This is a genomic window from Pseudaeromonas sp. HNCC25DJ182, assembly GCF_055413365.1.
Window position 1 is genome coordinate 112,979 of the sequence record NZ_JBVAYG010000002.1, and the last position, 21,522, is coordinate 134,500.

The 21,522-nt window shown below is 54.9% G+C and carries 24 protein-coding genes and 1 tRNA gene; 16 read left to right on the plus strand and 9 right to left on the minus strand.

What is annotated here, in order from left to right; genetic code table 11:
* The first annotated feature begins 77 nt into the window (after positions 1-77).
* The 8 genes from ACZYUB_RS02350 (at position 78) to tuf (ending at position 6,103) form a co-directional block, all read left to right on the plus strand.
* Complete coding sequence (locus tag ACZYUB_RS02350) at positions 78-464, plus strand: RidA family protein (RefSeq protein WP_460882082.1); 387 nt, start codon at positions 78-80, stop codon at positions 462-464.
* Between the two features lie 15 nt (positions 465-479).
* Positions 480-872, plus strand: coding sequence for a sulfurtransferase complex subunit TusD (gene tusD, locus ACZYUB_RS02355; RefSeq protein ID WP_463945215.1), 393 nt, complete (start codon positions 480-482; stop codon positions 870-872).
* A 9-nt stretch (positions 873-881) separates the two neighbouring features.
* A complete protein-coding gene (gene tusC / locus ACZYUB_RS02360) occupies positions 882-1,238 on the plus strand; it encodes a sulfurtransferase complex subunit TusC (RefSeq protein ID WP_463945217.1) in 357 nt (118 codons plus the stop codon).
* Positions 1,239-1,248: 10 nt separating this feature from the next.
* Positions 1,249-1,527 (plus strand): sulfurtransferase complex subunit TusB, encoded by a 279-nt coding sequence (tusB, locus tag ACZYUB_RS02365; protein WP_463945219.1) that lies wholly within the window; start codon positions 1,249-1,251, stop codon positions 1,525-1,527.
* A gap of 205 nt (positions 1,528-1,732) precedes the next feature.
* A complete protein-coding gene (gene rpsL / locus ACZYUB_RS02370) occupies positions 1,733-2,107 on the plus strand; it encodes a 30S ribosomal protein S12 (protein WP_463945220.1) in 375 nt (124 codons plus the stop codon).
* A gap of 99 nt (positions 2,108-2,206) precedes the next feature.
* Positions 2,207-2,677 (plus strand): 30S ribosomal protein S7, encoded by a 471-nt coding sequence (gene rpsG, locus ACZYUB_RS02375; RefSeq protein ID WP_460882087.1) that lies wholly within the window; start codon positions 2,207-2,209, stop codon positions 2,675-2,677.
* A gap of 75 nt (positions 2,678-2,752) precedes the next feature.
* Entirely contained in the window at positions 2,753-4,855 is a 2,103-nt protein-coding gene (gene fusA, locus ACZYUB_RS02380; RefSeq protein WP_463945222.1) for an elongation factor G, read from the plus strand.
* A 63-nt stretch (positions 4,856-4,918) separates the two neighbouring features.
* Positions 4,919-6,103: an elongation factor Tu gene (tuf, locus tag ACZYUB_RS02385; RefSeq protein WP_463945206.1), complete on the plus strand. Its 1,185-nt coding sequence runs from the start codon at positions 4,919-4,921 to the stop codon at positions 6,101-6,103.
* Between the two features lie 97 nt (positions 6,104-6,200).
* Here tuf and fldB read toward each other — a convergent pair whose 3' ends face one another.
* From fldB to pyrB, 5 genes are all read right to left on the minus strand, one after another.
* Complete coding sequence (gene fldB, locus ACZYUB_RS02390; protein WP_463945224.1) at positions 6,201-6,716, minus strand: flavodoxin FldB; 516 nt, start codon at positions 6,714-6,716, stop codon at positions 6,201-6,203.
* 71 nt (positions 6,717-6,787) lie between these two features.
* Entirely contained in the window at positions 6,788-7,183 is a 396-nt protein-coding gene (locus tag ACZYUB_RS02395) for a CopG family transcriptional regulator (RefSeq protein ID WP_463945226.1), read from the minus strand.
* A gap of 8 nt (positions 7,184-7,191) precedes the next feature.
* A complete protein-coding gene (locus tag ACZYUB_RS02400) occupies positions 7,192-7,833 on the minus strand; it encodes an AAA family ATPase (RefSeq protein ID WP_463945228.1) in 642 nt (213 codons plus the stop codon).
* Positions 7,834-7,956: 123 nt separating this feature from the next.
* Positions 7,957-8,421, minus strand: a complete 465-nt coding sequence (pyrI, locus tag ACZYUB_RS02405; RefSeq protein WP_460881801.1) for an aspartate carbamoyltransferase regulatory subunit — start codon at positions 8,419-8,421, stop codon at positions 7,957-7,959.
* 11 nt (positions 8,422-8,432) lie between these two features.
* Positions 8,433-9,356: an aspartate carbamoyltransferase gene (pyrB, locus tag ACZYUB_RS02410; protein WP_463945230.1), complete on the minus strand. Its 924-nt coding sequence runs from the start codon at positions 9,354-9,356 to the stop codon at positions 8,433-8,435.
* Between the two features lie 91 nt (positions 9,357-9,447).
* Here pyrB and ACZYUB_RS02415 point away from each other — a divergent pair, with 91 nt between their 5' ends.
* Together ACZYUB_RS02415 and ACZYUB_RS02420 are read left to right on the plus strand one after the other, a co-directional pair.
* The gene (locus tag ACZYUB_RS02415; RefSeq protein WP_463945232.1) at positions 9,448-9,693 is read left to right on the plus strand and encodes a hypothetical protein; all 246 of its coding nucleotides are present in this window, start codon (positions 9,448-9,450) and stop codon (positions 9,691-9,693) included.
* Between the two features lie 17 nt (positions 9,694-9,710).
* Positions 9,711-9,787 (plus strand) — tRNA-Trp (locus ACZYUB_RS02420).
* Positions 9,788-9,860: 73 nt separating this feature from the next.
* Here ACZYUB_RS02420 and viaA read toward each other — a convergent pair.
* Together viaA and ACZYUB_RS02430 are read right to left on the minus strand one after the other, a co-directional pair.
* Positions 9,861-11,303 carry an ATPase RavA stimulator ViaA gene (viaA, locus tag ACZYUB_RS02425; protein ID WP_463945234.1) on the minus strand — a complete coding sequence of 481 codons (1,443 nt, stop codon included), beginning with the start codon at positions 11,301-11,303 and terminating at the stop codon, positions 9,861-9,863.
* A complete protein-coding gene (locus ACZYUB_RS02430; protein ID WP_463945236.1) occupies positions 11,303-12,934 on the minus strand; it encodes an ATPase RavA domain-containing protein in 1,632 nt (543 codons plus the stop codon). The genes viaA and ACZYUB_RS02430 overlap by 1 nt, the downstream gene beginning before the upstream one ends.
* 254 nt (positions 12,935-13,188) lie before the next feature.
* Here ACZYUB_RS02430 and ACZYUB_RS02435 point away from each other — a divergent pair, with 254 nt between their 5' ends.
* The 3 genes from ACZYUB_RS02435 to ACZYUB_RS02445 all read left to right on the plus strand — a co-directional run bounded on the left by ACZYUB_RS02435 (position 13,189) and on the right by ACZYUB_RS02445 (position 14,966).
* Entirely contained in the window at positions 13,189-13,584 is a 396-nt protein-coding gene (locus ACZYUB_RS02435; protein ID WP_463945238.1) for a hypothetical protein, read from the plus strand.
* Positions 13,577-14,026 carry a ribosomal protein S18-alanine N-acetyltransferase gene (rimI, locus tag ACZYUB_RS02440; protein ID WP_463945240.1) on the plus strand — a complete coding sequence of 150 codons (450 nt, stop codon included), beginning with the start codon at positions 13,577-13,579 and terminating at the stop codon, positions 14,024-14,026. Before ACZYUB_RS02435 ends, rimI begins: the two co-directional genes overlap by 8 nt.
* Before the next feature lie 67 nt (positions 14,027-14,093).
* Positions 14,094-14,966, plus strand: coding sequence for a peptidoglycan DD-metalloendopeptidase family protein (locus ACZYUB_RS02445; RefSeq protein WP_463945242.1), 873 nt, complete (start codon positions 14,094-14,096; stop codon positions 14,964-14,966).
* On the opposite strand, the gene ACZYUB_RS02450 is transcribed toward ACZYUB_RS02445, so the two are convergent.
* On the minus strand, positions 14,942-15,484 hold the full coding sequence (locus ACZYUB_RS02450; RefSeq protein WP_463945244.1) for a thioredoxin domain-containing protein: 543 nt from the start codon (positions 15,482-15,484) through the stop codon (positions 14,942-14,944). The two genes, ACZYUB_RS02445 and ACZYUB_RS02450, sit on opposite strands and share 25 nt — an antisense overlap.
* A 163-nt stretch (positions 15,485-15,647) precedes the next feature.
* On the opposite strand from ACZYUB_RS02450, the gene ACZYUB_RS02455 reads away from it, so the two are divergent.
* A complete protein-coding gene (locus tag ACZYUB_RS02455; protein WP_463945246.1) occupies positions 15,648-17,432 on the plus strand; it encodes an AMP-dependent synthetase/ligase in 1,785 nt (594 codons plus the stop codon).
* 91 nt (positions 17,433-17,523) lie between these two features.
* On the opposite strand, the gene ACZYUB_RS02460 is transcribed toward ACZYUB_RS02455, so the two are convergent.
* Positions 17,524-18,030, minus strand: coding sequence for a lipocalin family protein (locus ACZYUB_RS02460; RefSeq protein ID WP_463945248.1), 507 nt, complete (start codon positions 18,028-18,030; stop codon positions 17,524-17,526).
* 451 nt (positions 18,031-18,481) lie between these two features.
* On the opposite strand from ACZYUB_RS02460, the gene pntA reads away from it, so the two are divergent.
* Together pntA and pntB are read left to right on the plus strand one after the other, a co-directional pair.
* Positions 18,482-20,011, plus strand: a complete 1,530-nt coding sequence (gene pntA / locus ACZYUB_RS02465; protein ID WP_463945250.1) for a Re/Si-specific NAD(P)(+) transhydrogenase subunit alpha — start codon at positions 18,482-18,484, stop codon at positions 20,009-20,011.
* A 12-nt stretch (positions 20,012-20,023) separates the two neighbouring features.
* Positions 20,024-21,520: a Re/Si-specific NAD(P)(+) transhydrogenase subunit beta gene (pntB, locus tag ACZYUB_RS02470; protein WP_463945252.1), complete on the plus strand. Its 1,497-nt coding sequence runs from the start codon at positions 20,024-20,026 to the stop codon at positions 21,518-21,520.
* The last annotated feature ends 2 nt before the right edge of the window (positions 21,521-21,522 follow it).

Here is a 21,522-nt window from a genome sequence, read left to right on the forward strand (position 1 = left end):
CCGCCGAGACAGCGAAAACTTCACCGCGTATTTTCCCGTCGCGGCGGGTTTTGTGTGAGTAAGCAAGGAGCATACAGATGCAAAAAGAAGTCATCAGTACCAATCAGGCCCCGGCGGCGATTGGTCCTTACGTGCAAGCGACTCGTTTGGGCGATCTGGTTTTCACATCTGGCCAAATCCCGCTCGATCCGGCGACGATGGAATTAGTCACGGGGAGCGTTGAGGTTCAAGCTGAGCAAGTGATGAAGAACCTGCTGGCCATTCTGACCGCCGCTGGCGCCACCGCGCAGAGTGTGGTGAAGACCACCTGTTTCTTGAAAAATATGGAAGATTTTGTCGCGTTCAATGGTGTTTATGCCAAGTATCTGGGCGAAGCGGCTCCAGCTCGCTCCTGTGTCGAAGTGGCTCGTTTGCCCAAAGACGTGCTAGTCGAAGTGGAAGCGATTGCCTACGTCGTTCGCTAGTCTCGGGGGTTTGTTATGGCATTGAGTTTTGCGCTACTGGTCTGTGGCGCGCCTTATGGCACCGAGTCGGCTGCGCAGGCCTATCTGTTTGCCCGTGAGCTGCTCGTTCAGGGACACACCCTGAAAAAGGTGTTTTTCTATCAAGAGGGCGTGCTCAATGCCAATTTCCTCACTAGCCCCGCCAGTGATGAGCAAAACTTGGTGGCGGCTTGGGTCTCGTTGGCCCGTGAACACGCGGTCGAACTGGATGTCTGCGTCGCAGCGGCCTTGCGCCGGGGAGTCCTGGATGGTGATGAAGCTCATTTGGCCGGTTTGAGCGTGGCCAATGTCGAGGCTCCCTTCGTACTTTCCGGGCTTGGACAGCTAGCCGAGGCAGCCCTCGGTGTAGATCGACTGGTTCAGTTTTAAGGAGTGGCTATGCACCAGATTGCTGTCCTGTTTCGCACTGCCCCCCATGGCTCGGCGGCTGGCCGGGAAGGGCTCGATGCCGTATTGGCTTGTTCGGCTCTGACCGATGAAGTAGCGCTATTTTTCCTCGGCGATGGGGTGTATCAGCTGATTGCTGGTCAGCAGCCCGCTGCAATTTTGGGACGAGACTATACTCCGACATTCAAGATGTTGGCATTGTATGACGTCGAACAGGTGTATGTGTGTACCGAGTCGCTGCAAGAGCGGGAGCTAAGCACGGAACAGTTATTGATTCCGGCGCAAGTCATTAGCCGCCAGGATCTCCAGGCCCAGTTGCAGGATTCTGCAGTTCGTCTGGTTTTTTGAGGATTGAGCCATGTTGCACATTGTTCGCCAGTCACCCTTTGATAGCCGAGTTCTTGATGAGTGCCTGAATTTGATCGCCCCGAGTGATAGCCTACTGCTGGTGCAAGATGCCGTGATCGCTGCTTGTGTGTCAGATCCCGTATCTCGTCTGCAGACTGCAGGGGTGCCGATCTACGTGTTGGCCGAAGATTTACTGGCCCGCGGTTTATGCCCTATGGCGGGTGAGATAGTCGATATGGCGGCATTTGTGCGCCTGGTTGTCGAGCAGGGCTCGCCGCTGCGCTGGTGATTGATCATGAATGCAGATCACCACCTGGATCACTAAATCGTCACTTCCCATCTATACTCTGTGAGTTTCGCGCCGCTTTTCGATGGCTTTGTGATCACGCTCTGTATAAATCTTGACTCACCTAGCACATGCGCATAGAATTTCGCGTCCCCGTGTCTGCGGGGAGGATTTTTCATATGTTTGTAAAGCTATTAGGAGCTTTTTGATGGCAACTATTAACCAGCTGGTTCGTAAGCCGCGCGTTAAGCAAGTTGTGAAAAGCACCGTTCCAGCCCTGGATGCGTGCCCACAGAAGCGTGGCGTGTGTACTCGCGTATACACTACCACCCCCAAGAAGCCGAACTCCGCTCTGCGTAAAGTATGTCGCGTTCGTCTGACCAATGGTTTTGAAGTCACCTCCTATATCGGCGGTGAAGGTCACAACCTGCAAGAGCACTCTGTAGTGCTGATCCGTGGCGGTCGTGTTAAGGACCTCCCGGGTGTGCGTTATCACACTGTTCGTGGTGCGCTGGACTGTGCCGGTGTTAAAGACCGTAAGCAATCCCGCTCCAAGTATGGCGTGAAGAAGCCTAAGTCTTAATGGATTCCTCCGTTAAGTAAGGCCAAACGTTAATTACGTTATTTAGAAAATTTATATTTTCTAGTTTTGGGTAAAACCTGAAGTTACGAGGAATACAAAATGCCAAGACGTCGCGTTGTTGGTCAGCGTAAAATTCTGCCGGATCCCAAGTTCGGATCTGAGCTGCTGGCTAAGTTCATTAACGTCGTAATGGTTGACGGCAAAAAGTCCGTCTCCGAAAGCATCGTTTACGGTGCGCTGGATATTATCGCTACCAAGAGCGGTAAAGATCACCTGGCTATCTTTGAAGAAGCCCTGGATCACATTCGTCCGACCGTCGAAGTTAAATCTCGTCGTGTTGGCGGTTCTACTTATCAAGTTCCAGTAGAAGTTCGTCCTGTGCGTCGTAACGCACTGGCAATGCGCTGGTTGGTAGAAGCTGCCCGCAAGCGTGGTGAAAAATCTATGGCTCAGCGCCTGGCAGGTGAACTGCTGGATGCTGCTGACAACAAGGGTTCCGCTGTCAAGAAGCGTGAAGACGTGCATCGTATGGCCGAAGCCAACAAGGCATTCGCTCATTACCGTTGGTAATCCGACTGTGCAGGCCCTCGGGTCTGCACAATTTTTCATTATCTAAGGTTTAACCTTAGTAAGAGGATATCTATCGTGGCTCGTGCAACACCTATTGAGCGTTACCGCAACATTGGTATCAGTGCTCACATCGACGCTGGTAAGACTACCACTACTGAACGTGTCCTTTTCTACACCGGTGTTAGCCATAAGATCGGTGAAGTGCATGATGGCGCCGCCACCATGGACTGGATGGAACAGGAACAAGAACGTGGTATCACCATTACTTCTGCTGCCACCACCTGTTTCTGGAGTGGTATGGGCAAGCAGTTCCAACCGCACCGTATTAACATCATCGATACCCCCGGTCACGTTGACTTCACCATCGAAGTAGAACGCTCCATGCGTGTGCTCGACGGTGCCGTCATGGTGTACTGTGCTGTCGGTGGTGTACAACCTCAGTCTGAAACCGTATGGCGTCAGGCGAATAAGTACAAGGTTCCGCGTATTGCCTTCATCAACAAGATGGACCGTACCGGTGCTAACTTCTTGCGTGCCGTTGAACAGATCAAGTCCCGTCTGAAGGGCAATCCTGTTCCGCTGCAACTGCCGATCGGCGCTGAAGACAACTTCAAGGGCGTCATCGACCTGATCAAGATGAAAGCCATCAACTGGAGCGAAGCCGACCAAGGTGTGACCTTCAACTACGAAGATATCCCGGCTGAGTTGCAAGATGCTGCCGACGAATGGCATCAGAAGCTGATCGAAGCTGCAGCTGAAGCTTCAGAAGAGCTGATGGAAAAATACCTCGGTGGCGAAGAGTTCTCTGAAGTTGAACTGAAAGCTGCCCTGCGTCAGCGTGCGCTGAACAACGAAATCATCCTGGTTACCTGTGGTTCTGCCTTCAAGAACAAGGGTGTACAAGCGATGCTGGACGCCGTAGTTGAATACCTGCCGGCTCCGACTGATATCGCGGCTATCGCGGGTCAACTGGAAGACGGTACCCCGGCTGAGCGTCATGCTGATGATAACGAGCCGTTCTCTGCTCTGGCATTCAAGATCGCGACCGACCCGTTTGTTGGTAACCTGACCTTCTTCCGTTGCTACTCCGGTGTTGTGAACTCTGGTGACAGCGTACTGAACTCCGTGAAGGGCAAGCGTGACCGTATCGGCCGTATCGTCCAGATGCACGCGAACAAGCGTGACGAAATCAAGGAAGTTCGCGCTGGTGACATCGCGGCGGCCATCGGTCTGAAGGACGTTACCACAGGTGATACCCTGTGTGCTGAGAACGCCCCGATCATCCTCGAGCGTATGGAATTCCCAGAACCGGTTATCTCTGTAGCCGTTGAGCCGAAGACCAAGGCTGACCAAGAGAAGATGGGTCTGGCGTTGGGTCGTCTGGCTCAGGAAGATCCGTCATTCCGCGTATGGACTGACGAAGAATCCAGCCAAACCATCATCGCGGGCATGGGCGAACTTCACCTGGAAATCATCGTTGACCGTATGCGTCGCGAATTCAAGGTGGAAGCCAACGTTGGTAAGCCGCAGGTTGCCTACCGTGAAACCGTGCGTGCCAAGGTTGCCGATATCACTGGTAAGCATGCCAAGCAATCTGGTGGTCGTGGTCAGTTCGGTCACGTCGTGATCGATATGTACCCGCTGGAAGAAGGCAAGGGTTACGAGTTTGTTAACGACATCAAGGGTGGTGTGATTCCTGGTGAATTCATCCCTGGCGTTGACAAGGGTATCCGTGAGCAGTTGAAGTCTGGTCCTCTGGCTGGTTACCCAGTTGTGGACGTTGGTGTTCGTCTGCACTTCGGTTCTTACCATGACGTTGACTCCTCTGAACTGGCGTTTAAGATCGCTGCTTCTATGGCGTTCAAGTCTGCATTCATGCAAGCTCAACCAGTTCTGCTTGAGCCAGTCATGAAGGTCGAAGTCGAGACCCCAGAAGACTACATGGGTGATGTAATCGGTGACTTGAACCGTCGTCGCGGTATCATCGAAGGCATGGAAGATGGCCCGTCTGGCAAGATCGTTCGCGCTCTGGTGCCGTTGGCTGAAATGTTCGGTTATGCGACCGATCTGCGTTCTGCCACCCAAGGCCGTGCTTCCTACGCAATGGAATTCGGCAAGTATGCCGAAACTCCAAACAACATCGCTCAAGCGGTGATCGAAGCGCGTCAATCTAAGTAATTTACGTAAGTAATCACCGCTCACCGTCGAGGTGAGCGGCTCTAACATAGGAAGGACAACGTCGTGTCTAAAGAAAAATTTGAACGTACAAAACCCCACGTTAACGTAGGTACTATCGGCCACGTTGACCACGGTAAGACCACCCTGACTGCCGCCATCACCGCAGTGCTGGCCAAGACCTACGGCGGTAAGGCCTTCGCTTTCGACCAAATCGACAAGGCGCCGGAAGAAAAGGCTCGTGGTATCACCATCAACACCTCTCACGTTGAATACGACACCCCGGCACGTCACTACGCACACGTTGACTGCCCAGGCCACGCCGACTACGTGAAGAACATGATCACCGGTGCTGCTCAAATGGACGGCGCTATCCTGGTTGTTGCTGCGACTGACGGCCCGATGCCGCAAACTCGTGAGCACATCCTGCTGGGTCGCCAAGTAGGCGTACCGTACATCATCGTGTTCCTGAACAAGTGCGACATGGTTGATGACGAAGAGCTGCTGGATCTGGTCGAGATGGAAGTTCGTGAACTGCTGTCCGAGTACAACTTCCCAGGCGACGATACCCCGATCATCCGTGGCTCCGCGCTGAAGGCGCTGGAAGGCGACGCGGCATGGGAAGGCAAGATCATCGAACTGGCTGCTGCACTGGATTCTTACATTCCTGAGCCAGAGCGTGCGATCGACCAGCCGTTCCTGCTGCCAATCGAAGACGTATTCTCTATCGCTGGCCGTGGTACCGTAGTAACTGGTCGTGTAGAGCGCGGCGTAGTGAAGGTAGGTGAAGAAGTATCTATCGTTGGTATCAAGGAAACCACCAAGACCACTTGTACTGGCGTAGAAATGTTCCGCAAGCTGCTGGACGAAGGCCGTGCTGGTGAGAACGTTGGTGTTCTGCTGCGTGGTATCAAGCGTGAAGACGTAGAGCGTGGTCAAGTACTGGCCAAGCCGGGCACCATCACCCCGCACACCAAGTTTGAATCTGAAGTGTACGTTCTGTCCAAGGAAGAAGGTGGTCGTCATACTCCGTTCTTCAAGGGCTACCGTCCGCAGTTCTACTTCCGTACCACCGACGTAACTGGCACCATCGAACTGCCGGAAGGCGTAGAAATGGTAATGCCAGGCGACAACATCAAGATGGTTGTCACGCTGATCTGCCCGATCGCGATGGACGACGGTCTGCGTTTCGCAATCCGTGAAGGTGGCCGTACAGTAGGCGCCGGCGTTGTTGCCAAGGTTATCGAATAATATCGATTAACTGCGCAAACAGAAAAAGGGCGACTTCGGTCGCCCTTTTTATTTCGCTCCTGTATCGAGAGTTTGTGGTTTAGTGGAGGCTTGGAGCTTAGAGGTTGGCGATTTCAGCCAACACCTGCGGCAACCAAGAGGCTAAGCGCTGATCGGTTAGTTCATATTGGCTGGTTTCATCCAGTGCCAGACCTACGAAAAATCGACCATCATCGACCAGAGCTTTCGAGGCCTCAAAGTCGTACCCCTCATTCGGCCAGTAGCCCACAATCTGGCAGCCCCGTGCCAGCAGTTTGTCGTGGAGTAGGCCCATGGCATCAAGAAACCACTCGCCATAGCCGAGTTGATCCCCCAAGCCGAATAAGGCGACTACTTTGCCGTGAAGATCTATGGTATCGATAGCATCCCAACTGGCCAGCCAATCCTCCTGGATTTCGCCGAAATCCCAAGTCGAGATCCCGAGCATCAGGATTTGGTAGTCCGTCATTTGTTGAATGGGAGTCTGTTTCAAATTGTGCAAACGAACGTGATCAGCCCCCAGCAATGCCTGGATTTTCTCCGCCACCATCTCGGTATAACAGGTACTGGAGCCGTAAAAGAGACCTATCGTCATTGCAAAAATACCGCGCGAAGTGGAAAGGACAAAATAGTAACAAAAGCGCGGATGGCTCAATAGCTCGTTTGCTATTTCTTGTTGTTGTCAAACAGGTGGCTGAAACGCTCGTAGATAAGGTCCCGCTCTTCCGGGGGCAGTTGGTAAAAATAGTGGGTAAATAAGCGTAAGAGCTGGGATCTGTTCATGCCGTCGTTTTCGGCGATTAATTTCAGGTGGTCGATGCATTCCAGACTCATGGAGTAGGTGGCTTTTTTGAATACAGCCTTAAGATCGTTGCTAGTTTCCTGCTCCGGGACTTTTGTGCCGGGTTGGTTTTCATTTTGACGCGGAGTCCCGGGAAGCACTATCTGCCGGGAGTGCCCCAATGCATAGAGCTCAGCATCATTGATGAACTCATCCAGGGTGATGGGGGTGTTTGCAACATCAGTCTGGGGCGTTTTCTTCTTCAGGTCAGACAAGCCCATAGTATTTCCTATAAATTCAGAAACTCTTTGGCGATAACCCGGATCTCTTCCGCTGCTTTTCCACCCGGTTCAATTTCCATGACTGAAAGTCCGCGCTCCTCACTATCGTCATATACATTGCGACTATAGATAATGGCATTCAACACATTGACGCAGTAGGAGGCGCAGACCTCTTTGGCCTCCAGGATCCGTTTGGCCTGATTCGGCAGTGATGGACACTGGGTCATGACCACTGCCGCGTTCAGCGTCGGGTTAACCATTTTGCAGGTGGTGATGATGTCTTCCATATGTGGCAGCGTCTTGAGGTCACGCCGTTTCGGCCGCAGTGGAATAAGGGCATGGGAGGCTACGGACATGGAGGAGCGCAATGCCCGGTTATCTTGCCCGCCGCAATCCACCACCACGAAATCATAACGGGTCTTCAGGCTGAGCAGATCCTCCCGGATGTTGCCATAGAGTTGCACACAATTGATGGAAGGGAGGTCGGTATTGTCTTTTCGCTCCTGGATCCAGTCTGATGTGGTGCGCTGAGGATCGCAGTCGACCAGCAGAACCTCGCCGTTATAGTGAGTTCTGAAATAGACTGCTAGGTTTTGTGCCAGACAGCTCTTGCCGCTGCCACCTTTTTCGCCGCCGACCAGAACAATCATATGGCACCACCTCGAATGGGTTCAAAAACCATGGACCTGGATGGCTTGAGTATAGATAAAGAATACTGATTTTGTGGTGGAGGAGAGAGAAGGCCAATCTAACGATTGGCCTTGTGATCCGGTTCAGAAATTGGCGCTGACAATCTCCTTGGTAAATGATTTTTCACAGTATTTACACTTCATCCGCACATCACCCTTCACCTCCCGTACGCTAAAGCCGCTGGCTACCGGTTCGCTATGACTGATGCAGTTGGAGTTGGGACAGGCAAATACGCCATTGATCTGCTCGGGCAAACGCAGTTGATGTTTCTTGACCACCCGGAAGTCTTCGATGATGTTGACCGTGGCATTGGGGGCAAACAGGGCGAGCTGATTTGCTTGTCCCTCGGTGAGGAGGGTGTTCTCAACTTTGATCAGGTCCTTGGCTACCAGGGCGGCAGATGGCAGGTTCAGACCAACGGTAATGCGTTCACGGGTATCCAGCAGGTGGAAAAGCTTTAGGATCTTGATGCCCTGGCCGGCCGGAATATGATCGATCACGGAACCGTTACGAATGGCCTCAACCTGGAGTTGTTTTTTCTCGGACATGGATGTGCTCCTTACACGATTTCGTTGAGAACCAGAGCCAGCAGAGCCTGGCGGGCATAAACCCCGTTTTCCGCCTGTTCGAAGTAATAGGCATACGGCGTGCTGTCGACATCGATGTGAATTTCATCGACTCGTGGCAGAGGATGCAGAATTTTCAGATTTGGCTTGGCCGCCTGCAGCGTGTCTGTGGTCAGAATATATTTGGCTGCTATGTGTTTATACTCGGTCTCGTCAAACCGCTCTTTCTGCACTCGGGTCATATAGAGGATATCTAGTTCGGGGATGATCTCTTCGAGCTGCTCATGGATGCTGTACTGAATGTCACGCTCTTCCAGCTCTTCGCAGATGTAATCGGGCATGGCGAGCATCTCTGGAGAGACAAAGTAGAGGCGGGCGCCGAACAGGCTCAGCGCCTGAGCGAGCGAGTGCACGGTGCGGCCATATTTCAGGTCGCCAACGAAGGCAACTTTCAATCCATCCAGCGTGCCCTGGGTTTCGTACAGAGTGAATAGATCGAGCAGTGTCTGTGTCGGATGCTGGTTCGAACCATCACCAGCATTGATCACCGGTACCCGGGAGAACTCGGCTGCTAGACGCGCAGCGCCCTCCTGAGGATGTCGAATCACGAAGGCATCGGTATAGGAGGTAATAATGCGCACTGAATCGGCCAGCGTTTCCCCCTTCTTGGCCAATGAGGTATTGCCGGCATCGGCAAAGCCGATGATAGAGCCGCCGAGGCGTTGGGCCGCAGTCTCGAACGACAAGCGGGTGCGTGTTGAGGCCTCGAAGAAGCAGCTGGCAACCAGCTTGTTGCACAGCAGATCATGGCGCGGCTCGGCTTTGAGTCTGCTGGCGGTTTGCACGACCAACTCCAGCTCGGGACGCGTTAGATCGGAGATAGAGATGATGTGCTTTTGGTACAGGGGGTTGGCCATCGTCTGATTTCCCTTAGATATCGGTCATACGGACAGAAAAAAGCCCCAATAGACGGGGCTTTTTCATGGGTTCTGTGCTGATCAGGAATGGATGGCAGCCACGCAGATAAACGTGGTGAGCTGGCGGGAAGATAGCGCGAGGTGCCATGCTGTTTCCTTATCCTTGAATCAGGGCGCATGGATTATAGAGCAACGCGGCTGGCATGTTAATTCAACCCGCCGGGAAAATGCGGTAATGGCGAGAGAATGCGCGGATGGTCACTTTTTGCTTATTTGTTGCGCACTTGCACGCGAACAACAGAAAAAGGGCTTTACCTTTGAAGGTCAGTTTGTATAATTCGCCTCGTTGAATGCAGGGGCGTAGTTCCAATTGGTAGAACAGCGGTCTCCAAAACCGATGGTTGGGGGTTCGAATCCCTCCGCCCCTGCCAACACAAATTCGTAGAAACCCGCCTCTGGCGGGTTTTTGCATTTCTGGCCAGCATATGTGTTGCTGGTGTCGACTTAATGCAAGCGGCGGAGCAGGCGCCCCTGCAGGCCGGTATCAAATCGCCACACCGCATCGAAAATCTTCATCAGTGCCGGCTTACCGTGACGGGAGAGCGCTACGGCATTGAACCTGTTTCCCTTCTCCTTGATATCTCTTACCTGTTCCAGCATTTCAACCGGTAGACGTTGAGCGATAAAGTCGGAGAGCACAATCGCATCGGCATTGGCGTACTCGTCTGCCTGCATCCGGTTCAGCATCTGGGCAAAACAAGGGGTTAGGTCAGTGCCCCCCTTGAAGCTGCAGCCAAGAAAGTTGAGTGCCTCTTGTAACCCCTCTGGTCCGGTCAACTCATAACTCACCACATCGGTGGAAAAGAGCTGCACGATACAGCCCCGCCCTTCATTGAGCGCGATTTGCAGTAAGGCAAAGCAAAAGGCCTTGGCTGTCTCCTCTGGATAACCACTCATGGAGCCGGAGGTATCGATACAAATAATAAACGGGCCTTTGGGGAGCTGATTTTCGCCTTGCACATAACGTTCGCTCTGGATCCGCTGTGGGCTGCGGCTTTGGCCCATGAAGTGGTAATTCAGCAAGCGTTGCTCAGCCAGATGCTTGTAGAAGATGGTCTCCAGCTCCGGATTGGCCAGTAACATGGCTTCGCTGGGGAGTAAGCGATTGAGCTGGTTGCTCTGGTGTATCCCCACAAGGTCATCTGGGATCCGATCCCGCTGTTCATATTGCAGGGCAGTTGTCTCAATGGTGTGCAACTGGCTGGTGGCTTCGCTCTCCTGGCGCGCGGATCGCCCGAGCTCGGCGGCAATGCGCTGAAGCTCCGGGTTGCGGGCCAAGAATTTGGCATAGTGACGCAGGCGGCGGCTATCGCCTTGGAGCATGGTCGCCGCACTCAGATCCCAAAGTGTCCCGGGATCCTTCATGTCGAGCGCCTCCTCGACCTCGCTGGTGATCTCCATGCGCTTCTCCAGCTCTTTGAGCATCCGATCACGTTCTTGTTCAGCCATTTCCAGCTCGATGCACATGATCCGGTTCACCAGGGTATCGCGCCACTTGCGCAAAAACAGTTGCTTGCGTAGGTGGGGATTGGTTTCTTTGAGATTCTCCAGCAGGCTAATGGCCTCTGGGTGGAAGGCGCTGGTCTTGGCCAGTTGGCAGAGCAGACGTGACTCATGGCCGCGGAACTGTTCGGCCGGGAGGGTCAGCGTTTCCTGATACAGCAAAAATTCGGTTTCCAACTCGACTGGTGCCGGCCTATGTTGCACCTCGCTATTCAGACCGCGTCCCCAGCGTTGCAATTGCTCGCGGATCTGCTGCTCGAACTTGGGTTTGGCCTGCAAAAAACCGGTGATCTGGGGTGAGGCCATAAAACTGCTCACCATATCCTTGAGGATATCCGCCTCATTCAAGGACAACAGAGTCGCTATGGTATGCAGCTCAACCATCACTGGCCTCCCGCATTTTGTAACAAGTTGTCGAGTGCCTCGCGAGCCTCGTCCAGCAGTTGCAACAGGGCGTCATCTTTTTGTGTCAATTGCAGCAGACTCTCTTCAATCTGCAACAGCCATTCCTGACCTAAAAACAGATGTGGGCATTGACTGGTAAAGGTGTTGCGTTGCTGCTGGATCTCGCGCAGTAACTCGCGGCGTTGGGTATACAAGGCCTCGAGCTTTTCCAGCCAGCGCTGGGATTGCCATTGCGGGATGCCTCCCGGTCGGGCTATCGCCACTGGAATGGCACGGTGGGCCGCATCGCGAGCCATCAGTTGCTGCTTCTGATCGACATCCAGGGTCAGGGCGGTCAGGTGTTGATCGGCATGCAAGTGCACCTGAACCTCACCGCCATGGCTGAGCCAGCGCAACAGTTCAGCTCGACCGAGGCTGGCATAGCGAGTCGCGCGCTCCGGTTGTTTGGGATCCAGCTGGCAGGGGGCCAAAAACAATAAACGGAAGATCGATAGATGCGGATCCAGCCCCGAGCCCTTGAAGTCGATATGCCAGGCTGGCGTCTCGCGCTTGAACAGGCGATTCTCTCGCGGCTCCAGTTGACAGCTGAGTTCGTGGGCCAACTCTTCATGGAAGTGTTGAAGCTCCTGACGCAACCGTTGCTGCATGAAGCCGAGCCGCTCTTGTGCAAAAGCGTGCAAACGGGCGTAGTCCGAGAGTTGCTGCGTGATCTGCTCGCGGGCGTAAAGGTCGTGCCACAGGCAATCCTTCAACAGCAGGAGATCGAGCGGCACTATCTGCTGACGGCCATTAAAGAAGGCACTGGCCTGCAGTAGACGTAACGCCTTCTTCCAACGGCGATCGGAGACATACAGCGACTGTTGATGCTCGGCGTGTTCCGCGTTATTCAGCAGATTCAGGCGCTCTCGCAACTGAAACAGTTGCTCGAACATGGCGTCACTCAAGCCCACTTGAGAGAGAGTCTGTTGCCAGCCTGAATATTCGTCATCGTCGATTTTCAAGATGGCTGGGACCGGGTCCTGGGCCGGATCCTGACGGCTAGTCAACATGGCGCGAAAGTTCTGCTTATCCTGGATCCGATCCAGCCAAAGGCGAAGTAGCATGCGGTCATAGAGTGCTTCGAGGCCACTATCGGCTTGCGGTAATTCGTTGGAGGCGGTGACCAGTAGGCGCATAGGGACGGCCACTTCTTTCTCGCCGTTACGGAATCTGTGCTCGTTAATGACGGTCAGCAAGGTATTGAGGATCGCCGGGCCGGCCTTCCAGATTTCATCCAGAAACACCACTTCAGCATCCGGTAGATAGCCCTCTGTCAATCGCAGGTAGCGGCCTTCATCTTTGAGAGCCTGGATCGAGAGCGGCCCGAATACCTCTTCAGGGGTGGAGAACCGGGTCATCAGATATTCGAACGGGCGGCTGTCGCGGAAGGCGCAGATCAGGCGGCGGGCGATCAGACTCTTGGCGATGCCGGGAGGACCGAGCATGAACACGCTCTCACCGGCGAGAGCGGCGAGCAGGCATAAGCGAATGGTATCTTTGCGCTCATAGAGACCGATGGACAGTGCATCGATCAGTTTGCCAATTCGATCCTGAAGTGTTTTGCCGCTCATGTCGCGGTTATCCCATAGTACATGCTTGCAGTATGCTGCCCCGGGAAGCGTGAGGAAGGACAGCCCCTTGCTCGGGCTCACAGAAGCAGAGCCAATGGTGCTAATTGTTGTGATTAGTCTCACAAACGCAAGGGGATTCTGCATTTATAGCGGCAAAATTACTCACTCGGAAGTTGGAACCATCAGTTCGACGTCGGCGGATGGTAAACTCCGGCAGTCATTCGTCAATGAGCAAGCAAGAGGAGATGAGTGCTATGGATACCCGACGTTTGGCATTGTTCAAACCTTTGGGTTTGCTGGAGTGGCAGTTGCGTCGCCCTGAGTTGTTGGTGCTGCAGGGGCAACTGCCGGTCGTGGACTCCAAGGATAGTAGTACTGAGGGTTGGACACTCTGGCTGCTGGGCGAGAAACCGCGCTGGCTGGCGGATCTGTGCCGCCTGTTTCGTGTGCCTCCGTGCGCATGTCAGGCATGGGATCCTGGCATTCCAGTGGCTGCTCAGGATGTGGTGTTGGTTCTGGCACCCACAGCTTCTGCTGAGGCCTTATCTGGCCTGCCAGCGGTACAGTTGCTGGATGGTCGAAACGGAAAACGCCAACTATGGCAACAACTCTGTGCTTCTGGACGGTTGGCCGAGGCTATCGATGCTTGAATTTCGTGTTTTGAGTGTGCTGGATGTCCCTGCCATGTTGCCATTGGAGCAAGATGCTCATGCCTATCCCTGGTCTGAAACTGTGCTCAGAGCCAGTTTTGGCGAGCGTTATCGTAATGTTGGCGCCTGGTGGCAGGGGCAGCTGGTCGGCTTTTACGTTGCAGATGCTTTGTTGGATGAGAGCACGCTACACAATTTGTGTGTCGCTCCCAAATACCAGGGCCGGGGCTGGGGGCGGGCACTGTTAGCCCATTATTTGCAGCAAACTGCCACGGCGGGATGCCGTTGCTGGTGGTTGGAGGTCCGGCAGAGCAATATCCGGGCGCAGCAGCTCTATTTGCAGCAGGGATATCAGCAAATCGGGATCCGAAAAGGTTACTATCGCGGCGCTACCGGACCAGAAGATGCCTTGGTGATGCAGCGTGGTGAACGGCTGGATTAGAACTCAAGGTTTTTCGTAGCGGCTGGTGTGGAGTGCAGTGGATGGGGTGTATGTGTCAGCAAGGATGATGAACTGGCCACTGTGGATCCTGGCGATAGGGCTCGGCTCTTCATCGGCAGTAGCCAGCGTGTATAAGTATGTCGATGCGCAGGGCACGCTAAGCTATACCGATGATCTGGGTTTGGCGGCACCGTTTAAACCGCAAGAGATGGAATATCTGGACCCGGATCCGGACAAGGTAAAACTGCGATACACGGCCAGCGGTAATCTTTTTATCATCAACGAATTACATGGCCCAGTCACAGTGACTCTGCTCTTGAGTCAGCAGCTCGGCGTACAGAGCCACCGCGACTTACGTGAACCCATAGTGGTACCCGCTCGCTCGGAGCAGTTTGTCGATACGCTGCGCTATAGCGGTAGCGGACAGCTCGAGATCACCCACAGCTTCATCATTGGCATGCCCTCCCAGGTTCAGGATTCCGAGTTACAGCTGCCTTTTCGTGGCCGTTTTCGGGTCTCGCAAGGCTTCAACGGTGGTTATAGCCATCATCTACCCGGGAACCGTTATGCCATCGATGTCCCCATGCCAGAGGGAACCCCAGTCCTGGCGGCTCGGCCCGGCGTGGTGCTGGATATGAAGATGGGCTTTAGCGGTAATAGTCAGGATCCCGCGAGTCGGGCGCAAACCAATTACATCCGGCTGTTGCATGCCGATGGCACCATGACGGTTTATGCGCACCTGCGCACAGGAACGGCGCGAGTCAGCGCCGGCCAGAGTGTACATGTCGGAGATATGATTGCCGAGTCGGGCAATACCGGCTATAGCACGGCGCCACATCTGCACTTTGCCGTGCAACGCAATGATGGTCAGCGACTGGTGTCGATCCCTTTTCACATCCAGGGGCAGGTACCGACTCAGGGGAGTTGGTTGGGGTACTGACCCTGTTGCTGCCAACGGTGCAATGCCTGCTGTAGATGGTTGGCGTCCAGAGGTTGAGCGGCTGTCATCGGGTCGGCTGCCAAACTGAATGCGGTCAGATCGCGGTTAAAGTAGAGCGCCTGATAAGTGGAAGCAGCAGCACGCTCCAGGATCACTAGCGGGAGTTCGGCTTTCCCCCGGTACCGATCGATGAGCTGTGCGGTGGCCGGATCGGCATCCTGCTGCAAGCGGACCAGTTGCCAACTGCCCAGCTCCTGAATCAAAACCGGATCCTGCCAGAGTTGGAGTTCGAGTTGCTGGCAGCGCGGGCAGGCATTGCTCACCAGCAACAGCAGTCGTGGCTTGCCATTTTGTTGCCCGCGATAAACGGCCTGTTGGTAGCCTGCGGCATTGTATAGCCAGCCCGCGCTGGTTCCGGCGGGTTGGCCGTCCAGCATCAGCAGGGCACCAAGACAGGCCAGCAGCAACAGAAGTGCTCCGGCAATGGTCAACTTCATCGAATGCGAGATACTCGGCATAGTCTGATCTATCCTCGGCCGCTAATGAGTCACTATTCTGCGCCTCACGGCGGGCTTTTTCAAAAAGCTAACACCTGTACGCCAAAATATGGGATCCTGAAGCCCAAGGCCTATAATGAGTGTCTGTTTGGCCGTACAACTGTAAATAGATAGGTGAATCCTGATGCATGAGCTTCATTTGGTTCGAGTTTTTCGTACGCGAATCGAGGGATTGAAGAACAAAGCGGCGTTACGGGTCCAGCAGGATGGACAATGGCGCGATATCAGCTGGCAGGCCTTGGGCCACAGCATCGACTTCTTGGCCCAGGCGTTGATCCGCCTCGGTTTACAACCCCAGCAGATGGTGGGGATCTTTTCCCGCAATATGCCCGAATGGACCCAGGCTGATCTCGGCATCCTGGCGGCTCGCGGGGTGGTGGTACCTCTTTATCCGACCAATACCCTGGAACAGACCCGCTATATCGTGCGCGATGCCGGGATCCGTACCCTGTTTGTCGGCGAACAACCGCAGTTTGATCTGGCGTTGCAGCTGCTACAGGAAGGGGAGCTGGATCACATCATCTGTTTTGATGAGCAAGTGGACTTGCGTCAGTGCCCGCAAGCCATGCGTTTTGATGCCTTGCTGCAGTATGGCAATCATGAGCCGAGCATGACCGAATTGGCGCGTCGGGCGACCGAGTATCGCATGGACGATCTGTTGACCCTGGTTTACACCTCGGGTACCACAGGCGAGCCCAAAGGGGTGATGGTCGACTTCAACAATCTGGCGGCTGTGCTGGTGATGCACGATCAGCGGGTAACCGTCGGACACGATGATGTCTCCCTGGCGCTGTTGCCGCTGAGTCACGTCTATGAGCGTTACTGGAGTTACTACGTTCTCTACCGGGGGGCGGTCAATGTCTACATCCGGGATCCACAAGCGGTGATGTCGGTGTTGCACGATGTGCGTCCAACCGTGATGTGTGCTGTGCCCCGAGTCTACGAGAAAGCCTACAACATCATTCATGGTAAGGCCGATAGCGCCAATCCAGTACGTCGTCAGTTGTTCTATTGGGCTAAAGGCGTTGGGCTTAAGGCTCTCGAGGTGAAGCGCAGCGGGGAGTCGCTCGGGCTGTGGTTAGGGTTGCAATTCAAGTTGGCGGACAAGCTGCTGTTTTCGACCTTGCGTCAACGCTTTGGTGGCCGGGTGCGGTTTTTACCCGTGGGTGGTGCGCGCCTGGCAGACGAGATTAACCTGTTCTTCAACGCCGCCGGTCTGAACATCAAGTGCGGCTATGGTCTGACCGAAACCAGTGCCACGGTTTCTTGCCCGAATATCGATGATCTGGCGATCGGCACCATTGGCACGCCGCTGAACGGTTTGCAGATCCGTCTGGGTGACGACAAGGAGATCCAGGTCAAAGGCCCAACCGTGATGCGTGGTTACTACAACAAACCGGAGGAGACCGCCAAGGTCTTCACCGAGGATGGCTATTTCCGTACCGGGGATGCCGGAGATCTGGATGCACAGGGGCGTTTGCTATTTACCGAGCGACTCAAAGAGTTGATGAAGACCTCGAATGGCAAATATGTGGCGCCGCAGTTGGTCGAGGGGGCTTTGTCCCAGGATCGCTTCATCGAACAGATTGCTGTGATTGCCGATGCCCGGCACTTTGTCTCGGCACTGATTGTGCCCTGTTTCGAAGCGGTGGAAGAGTACGCTCGTTCGATTGGCTTGAATTGTCACAGCCAGGTGGAGTTGTTACGGCATGGCAAGGTGGTCGCCTTCTTCGAGGCCCGGATCAACGAATTGCAATCCGGTCTTGCCAAGTACGAGCAGGTGAAAAAGTTTACTCTGCTGTCGCGCCCCTTCTCGATGGAGAAGGGTGAGCTGACGCCGACCCTGAAGTTGCGCCGCAAGGCTATCGAGCAGGCATTCGGTGCCGAAATCGAGGCTATGTATCGCTAGATACCTGCGGGCTATGTTGCGCGTTGTAAGTGATCAGCACAACAAAGCCAACCGCGAGGTTGGCTTTGTTGCCTATGCTGGCCGTGACGACTCATTGTTTGACGCGGATCAGTTGTTGGGTATCGAAACCCATCTGTCGGGCCTGTTCGATAATCTGGTCGTATGTAGCGGGGGCCAGGGTAGGCGTGCGGGCCAGAAGCCAGAGATAGTCACGGTTTGGACCGCTGACCAGCGCGTACTGATAATCGGCTTCCAGTAGCAGGACGTTGTAGCCGCCATAGAAGGGGCCAAAAAAGCTCACTTTGAGGTGACCGACATCGGGGCTTGAGACGAACTTGGCGATACCTTCGGCTTGCTGCCACTTCTGCTGCGCTGGATCATAACCGCGATTGATGACCCGGATGCTGCCGTCCGGATCCAGGCTGTAGTGGGCGGTGACCCGTTCCAACCCGTGTTCGAAGGAGTGGTCGAGGCGGGCTATCTCATACCAGGTTCCCAGATAGCGTTGACCATCAAAGCCACTGACGGGGGTCAAGCCGTCGGGGGTGCCGCTGCAACCGGTTAACAGGAACAACATCAGGATCGATACTAGGCGCATAGTCAGCTCCTCAAACAAGGCTGAGTTGTTTACGTGTCATTGGTCGGTTTAGATCTTTTTTGCTAAAAATTTTTTATGAATAGAACAGAAAGTAGCAAATAGGGCGAATTTATTCTAACTGGTGCTAGCCGAAGCGTTTTTTTTCGCAAATATACCGGCTACAGTGTGAGACCCATTTTGTCGATGGCCCCGTTGTGGGTCATCGGGGAAGGTAGGATCGCGCGGCACAGGCCCTCGAAGACCGGCAGCAAGACCGGCTTTTCGGCATTGATGACCCCAGGAACAGGTGACTGGTCTGGTGTCAAAAGAGGGTAAAATTTGTTACAAATCATGCCCCGTACTGCCTTATACGTTAGTCGTGGTGATGCTGGTTGTCTCCACGCACGACTGTAGCACTCCCCAGTTGGTGTTACAGGTAATCGCGACCTTTATTCAATATCAGGGAATAGACATGCAGATTGGTATACCGAGAGAGAGTCTCGCCGGTGAAACTCGGGTGGCCGCCACCCCTGCCACCGTGGAGCAGCTGAAAAAGCTCGGCTTCGACGTGGCCGTCGAGTCTGGTGCCGGTGCTCTGGCCAGCTTTGATGATGCCGCCTTTGAAGCCGCAGGTGCTGTGGTGGTCGATACTGCCACCCTGTGGCAATCGCCGCTCATCTATAAGGTGAATGCGCCCTCCGAGGCCGAAATTGCCCTGTTGCAAGACGGCACTACCCTCGTCAGTTTCGTTTGGCCCGCTCAGAATCCTGACCTGGTGGCCAAACTCTCTGCCAAGAAGATCAATGTCCTGGCGATGGATATGGTGCCGCGGATCTCTCGCGCCCAGGCGCTGGATGCGCTCTCTTCCATGGCCAACATCGGCGGTTATCGCGCCGTGGTCGAAGCGGCCCATGCCTTTGGTCGTTTCTTTACCGGCCAAATCACCGCCGCCGGTAAGGTTCCTCCGGCCAAGGTGCTGGTCATCGGTGCCGGTGTCGCCGGTCTCGCGGCCATCGGGGCCGCTGGTTCGCTCGGCGCTATCGTCCGGGCGTTCGATACTCGCCTGGAAGTAGCCGAGCAGATCGAATCCATGGGTGGTCAGTTCCTGAAACTCGACTTCAGCAATGAAGAAGGCGGCTCCTCCGACGGTTACGCCAAGGTGATGTCCGAAGAGTTCATCGCCGCCGAAATGGCGCTGTTCGCCGAACAGGCCAAGGAAGTGGATATCATCATCACCACAGCCCTGATCCCGGGCAAGCCGGCTCCCAAGCTCATCACCCAGGAGATGGTCGATAGCATGAAGCCGGGCTCGGTCATCGTCGATCTGGCCTCTGCGGCCGGTGGTAACTGTGAATACACGGTACCGGGTGAGCTGATTACCACCGCCAGTGGCGTGAAGGTGATCGGTTATACCGACCTGCCGGGCCGCCTGCCGACTCAGTCGTCCCAGCTGTATGCTACCAACCTGGTGAATCTGACCAAGCTGCTGTCCAAGGAAAAAGACGGCACCATCGATATCAACTTCGAGGATGTGGTGCTGCGCAACATGAGCGTAGTGCGTGACGGCGAAGTGACCTTCCCGCCGCCTGCCATCAGCGTCTCGGCTGCGCCGAAGAAGGAAGCCGCCGCTGCTCCTGTAGCCAAAGAGCCCAAGCAGCCCTCGAAGCTGAAATACTGGTTGGCAGCCGCAGGCATTGCCGGTTTCGGTTGGGTAGGCCATGTGGCACCACCGGAGTTTTTGTCACACTTCACCGTCTTTATTCTGGCGTGCGTAGTCGGTTACTACGTGGTCTGGAACGTCACCCATTCGCTGCATACACCGCTGATGTCGGTCACTAATGCCATCTCCGGCATTATCGTGGTCGGCGCACTGCTGCAGATCGGCGCGGGTTCGGGGTTGATTGCGGCGCTGGCGTTTGTCGCCGTGCTGATTGCAACCATCAATATCGTGGGTGGCTTCACCGTGACCCACCGTATGCTCAAGATGTTCCGTAAGGATTAAGGGGAAAACACCATGTCTCAAGGATTGGCCACGGCATCCTATATTATCGCTGCCGTACTGTTCATCCTGAGCCTCGCCGGGCTCTCCAGGCAGGAAACTGCCAAATACGGTAACTGGTTCGGTATCGTCGGTATGGCGATTGCCCTGATCGCGACGATTGCCAGCCCCAGCGTGAGCGGCGTTGTCTACATTCTGATTGCCATGGCGATTGGCGGTGCAGTGGGTGCTCGTCTGGCGCTGAAGGTCGAGATGACCCAGATGCCGGAACTGGTCGCTATTCTGCACAGCTTCGTCGGTCTGGCGGCGGTGCTGGTGGGCTTCAATAGCTTCATCGAATTGTTGCCAGCCGATGCCGCGGCACAACTGGTTCTGCCACTCTCCGGCAGTCCGGAAGAGATACTGGCGGCCGCGCAACAAGCCATCGCCCAATTGGCAAACCAGCAAGGGGGGCATTCCGGACACCTGGTCGGTGCCATGCTGAACATTCACCTGACCGAAATCTTTCTCGGCGTGTTTATCGGCGCTGTTACCTTTACCGGCTCCATCGTCGCCTTCGGCAAGCTCAATGGCATTATCAGCTCCAAGCCGCTGAACCTGCCCCACAAGCATAAGCTGAATCTGCTGGCTGCGGTCGTATCTCTCGTTTTGATGGTGTATTTCGTCAATGTGGGGGGCTCGACCTGGGCTATCCTGCTGATGACACTGATTGCTCTGGCCTTCGGTTGGCATCTGGTCTCTTCCATCGGCGGCGCCGACATGCCGGTGGTGGTCTCCATGCTCAACTCCTACTCCGGTTGGGCAGCGGCAGCGGCGGGCTTCATGCTCTCCAACGACCTGCTGATCGTCACCGGTGCGCTGGTGGGCTCTTCCGGTGCCATTCTGTCGTACATCATGTGCAAGGCGATGAATCGTTCTTTCATTTCGGTGATCGCCGGTGGTTTTGGCACCGATGGCGCTAGCTCCTCCGCGTCAGATGAAGAGATGGGTGAGTATCGCGAGATGAAGCCGGAAGATGTGGCGGATCTGCTGAAGAACTCCAGCTCCGTCATCATTACCCCGGGTTACGGCATGGCGGTCGCCCAGGCCCAGTATCCGGTGGCGGAAATCACCCAGAAGCTGCGGGATCGCGGCATCAAGGTGCGCTTCGGTATTCACCCGGTGGCTGGTCGTCTGCCTGGTCATATGAACGTGCTGCTGGCCGAAGCCAAGGTACCGTACGATATCGTGCTGGAGATGGACGAGATCAATGAGGACTTCGCCGATACCGATACCGTGCTGGTGATCGGTGCCAACGACACCGTGAATCCGGCGGCGATGGAAGATCCGGGCAGCCCGATCGCCGGCATGCCGGTGCTGGAAGTGTGGAAGGCGCAGAATGTCATCGTGTTCAAGCGCTCGATGAATACCGGTTACGCCGGGGTGCAGAATCCGCTGTTCTTCAAGGAGAACTCCCACATGTGCTTTGGCGATGCCAAGGGTACGGTGGAGAACATTCTCAAGGCCCTGTAATT

Coding starts and splice junctions, on each gene's coding strand:
- ACZYUB_RS02415 (WP_463945232.1), top strand. CDS start 9,448: ATGGCAGCCACGCAGATAAACGTGGTGAGCTGGCGGGAAGATAGCGCG.
- ACZYUB_RS02455 (WP_463945246.1), top strand. CDS start 15,648: ATGCATGAGCTTCATTTGGTTCGAGTTTTTCGTACGCGAATCGAGGGA.
- ACZYUB_RS02460 (WP_463945248.1), bottom strand. CDS start 18,030: ATGCGCCTAGTATCGATCCTGATGTTGTTCCTGTTAACCGGTTGCAGC.
- rpsG (WP_460882087.1), top strand. CDS start 2,207: ATGCCAAGACGTCGCGTTGTTGGTCAGCGTAAAATTCTGCCGGATCCC.
- ACZYUB_RS02350 (WP_460882082.1), top strand. CDS start 78: ATGCAAAAAGAAGTCATCAGTACCAATCAGGCCCCGGCGGCGATTGGT.
- tusD (WP_463945215.1), top strand. CDS start 480: ATGGCATTGAGTTTTGCGCTACTGGTCTGTGGCGCGCCTTATGGCACC.
- ACZYUB_RS02435 (WP_463945238.1), top strand. CDS start 13,189: ATGGATACCCGACGTTTGGCATTGTTCAAACCTTTGGGTTTGCTGGAG.
- viaA (WP_463945234.1), bottom strand. CDS start 11,303: ATGGTTGAGCTGCATACCATAGCGACTCTGTTGTCCTTGAATGAGGCG.
- ACZYUB_RS02395 (WP_463945226.1), bottom strand. CDS start 7,183: ATGGGCTTGTCTGACCTGAAGAAGAAAACGCCCCAGACTGATGTTGCA.
- pntB (WP_463945252.1), top strand. CDS start 20,024: ATGTCTCAAGGATTGGCCACGGCATCCTATATTATCGCTGCCGTACTG.
- fldB (WP_463945224.1), bottom strand. CDS start 6,716: ATGACGATAGGTCTCTTTTACGGCTCCAGTACCTGTTATACCGAGATG.
- tusC (WP_463945217.1), top strand. CDS start 882: ATGCACCAGATTGCTGTCCTGTTTCGCACTGCCCCCCATGGCTCGGCG.
- tusB (WP_463945219.1), top strand. CDS start 1,249: ATGTTGCACATTGTTCGCCAGTCACCCTTTGATAGCCGAGTTCTTGAT.
- ACZYUB_RS02450 (WP_463945244.1), bottom strand. CDS start 15,484: ATGCCGAGTATCTCGCATTCGATGAAGTTGACCATTGCCGGAGCACTT.
- ACZYUB_RS02445 (WP_463945242.1), top strand. CDS start 14,094: ATGAACTGGCCACTGTGGATCCTGGCGATAGGGCTCGGCTCTTCATCG.
- ACZYUB_RS02400 (WP_463945228.1), bottom strand. CDS start 7,833: ATGATTGTTCTGGTCGGCGGCGAAAAAGGTGGCAGCGGCAAGAGCTGT.
- pyrI (WP_460881801.1), bottom strand. CDS start 8,421: ATGTCCGAGAAAAAACAACTCCAGGTTGAGGCCATTCGTAACGGTTCC.
- pntA (WP_463945250.1), top strand. CDS start 18,482: ATGCAGATTGGTATACCGAGAGAGAGTCTCGCCGGTGAAACTCGGGTG.
- rpsL (WP_463945220.1), top strand. CDS start 1,733: ATGGCAACTATTAACCAGCTGGTTCGTAAGCCGCGCGTTAAGCAAGTT.
- rimI (WP_463945240.1), top strand. CDS start 13,577: ATGCTTGAATTTCGTGTTTTGAGTGTGCTGGATGTCCCTGCCATGTTG.
- ACZYUB_RS02430 (WP_463945236.1), bottom strand. CDS start 12,934: ATGAGCGGCAAAACACTTCAGGATCGAATTGGCAAACTGATCGATGCA.
- pyrB (WP_463945230.1), bottom strand. CDS start 9,356: ATGGCCAACCCCCTGTACCAAAAGCACATCATCTCTATCTCCGATCTA.